The sequence below is a fragment of the Paraburkholderia elongata genome (assembly GCF_013177735.1).
Taxonomy (GTDB): domain Bacteria; phylum Pseudomonadota; class Gammaproteobacteria; order Burkholderiales; family Burkholderiaceae; genus Paraburkholderia; species Paraburkholderia elongata.
This window is the reverse complement of record NZ_WOEZ01000160.1, coordinates 1-1122: the sequence shown is the minus strand read 5'-3', so window position 1 is coordinate 1122 and position 1122 is coordinate 1. Positions and strand designations below refer to the sequence as shown.

At 66.1% G+C, this 1122-nt stretch carries 1 protein-coding gene and 1 pseudogene; both read right to left on the bottom strand.

The window, feature by feature from the left end:
* Positions 1-454: pseudogene (locus GNZ13_RS28410) on the bottom strand (sugar phosphate isomerase/epimerase); the annotation flags it as partial.
* A gap of 159 nt (positions 455-613) precedes the next feature.
* On the bottom strand, positions 614-1122 hold a 509-nt coding region (locus GNZ13_RS28405; RefSeq protein WP_236002223.1), incomplete at its 5' end, for a LysR substrate-binding domain-containing protein.

Genomic DNA, 1122 nt, shown 5'->3' with positions numbered 1-1122 from the left:
GGCCGACGAATTGCCCGAGCGAGCCGCCTTCGGCCAGTTGGCCGTTTTCGACAACGAGCCGCACGTTCGCGCCGCGCAGGTGGTCGGCAATCGCCGCGCCATTGGCCTCGGAGGCGAATCCACCGAGTTGCAGCTTCACGAAGCGCGCGCCGAACGCCGTCGCTTCGTCGAGCGCGAGACGCAGTGCGTCGGCGTCGAGGCGTCCGTCGGACGTGTACAGCGAAGCGGGGGTCGAATACACCGACCACAAGCCCAGTCCGGCGATCGACTTGCCGAGCGCGCTCAATGCCTGCGGCGCGGCATCGGCTTCGTCCGCGAACAGTTCGCGGCGCACTTCGAACGCCGCAGCACCAGCCTGTTTGCTCGCATCGGCCCACTTCAGATGACCGCCCTTACGGACCGCGTCCATCCCGAAGGCGCTTGCGACGATCACCACGTCCACTGCGTCAGTCATGTCGAATTTACTCAAACCTGCGTCATATCAGCATATGATCGGCGTTTGGAACCGGTTCCAAACACGTTTCGAAAAAAAGCGCCGAGGCGCTTGCGATGTCCGAATAGTGCATCGATCGCGGCGTCATGCACCATAGTGGAAATCCCCAGGCAAGCTTGATCAGGTTCCATCCGCAAGGCACAGCTCGAGGAACTGTTCAACCACGCGCGACGGCGCACTCGCGTGAGGCACCAGAATCGACAGCCGCCGCGTCAGCGGCTCGGGGCCCAACGAGAACAGGCACAGCGCGCCGTCCTCATGCCGCATCGACATCGCCGAGACGAAACCGATGCCCATGCCCGCCCGCACCGCCTCTTTGACGCCTTCGACCCCGGCAATCTCCAGTGCCACGCGCATCGGCACGGCCGCCCGGGCAAAGGCCCGCTCGACAATCTGCCGCACGCCCGACCCGGCTTCGCGCAGCACCAGCGGATGCGGGCCGAACGCCGCCAGCTCCGCCCGCCCGCCGTTGATACCCTGCCCGTCCTCCATACCCGCGCCGACCGCCTGCACCAACGGATGCGTGCGCGGCATGATCGCGACGATCTCGTCCTCGCGCCACGCATGCACCGCGGTGTCCGGCGGCAAATCCGCGCCGACCGGCCCTTCGATCATCGCGATATCCACCG